At 62.4% G+C, this 773-nt stretch carries 2 protein-coding genes; both read right to left on the bottom strand.

From position 1 onward, the window contains the following. Positions 1-468, bottom strand: a 468-nt coding sequence (locus VQ02_RS32005; protein ID WP_053080630.1) for a Crp/Fnr family transcriptional regulator, incomplete at its 3' end; no start/stop codon positions are given. A gap of 103 nt (positions 469-571) precedes the next feature. Next, a partial coding sequence (locus VQ02_RS38840) for a hypothetical protein (protein ID WP_209437095.1) occupies positions 572-773 on the bottom strand: 202 nt, incomplete at its 5' end.

Genomic DNA, 773 nt, shown 5'->3' with positions numbered 1-773 from the left:
CCAGCGGGCGAGACGACCTTCCAGGTTGAGGGAAGCGTGGGCATAGACCGTCAGTGACGTCTGGATCATCTGGGTGTGGATGTAACGCAAGAGGAGGGTCCGCAGGCTCGCGCTCTCCAGGGCGGCGGCGCGCAGCGCAGCGGCGTCGATCCGCAGGAGCTCGCCGGCCATCTGGACGAACGATTGCTGCGGGGTGCTGTCGGTCCCCAGCAGCAGCGGTGCGGCACCGACGAGGCCCTCCCTGCCGATCAGCCCGACCTCGATCCTCTGCGCCATGCCGCCGACCACGACCGAGGCGAAGCCGGTCTCCGGGAAGTAGAGTTCCCTGATCGGCTCCCCCGCCTCGATCAGCTCCTCGCGCAGCTGGGACGTCATCGGCTCCAGGTGCGGCTGGAGCTGGGCGAAGTCGTCGGGCGAGAGCGCCCGAAGCAGCAGGTTGCGGGTGGTGGCTTGCTGGGGCAGCGACACGGTGCCTCTCCCGTTCGGGGCAAGAGCGCATGTCGTCTCTCAAGCGCCTGCGCCCAGGTCATGAGCAGGCGATGGCGCTGATTTCGTGTGGGTGATACACTATTCAAGGAATTTCTCGCAGAAAAATATCTGATCCCAATATTTGATAAGGGTATGATTTGTTATATTCTCGTGGAAAGCTCCATGATTGCGTGAGGTTCGAGAATTTGGTTCGGTAAAATACCAAGCGTCGGCGCAGCTTTACGAAATCGCCACGGTGGCATACACCGCCCTGTATCCATGCAGGAGCAATCGGAGCCGGACGG

It is taken from the genome of Methylobacterium variabile (assembly GCF_001043975.1).
Taxonomy (GTDB): Bacteria; Pseudomonadota; Alphaproteobacteria; order Rhizobiales; family Beijerinckiaceae; genus Methylobacterium; species Methylobacterium variabile.
Note: the sequence above shows the minus strand (reverse complement) of the source record. Positions and strands in the feature narration are given on the sequence as shown.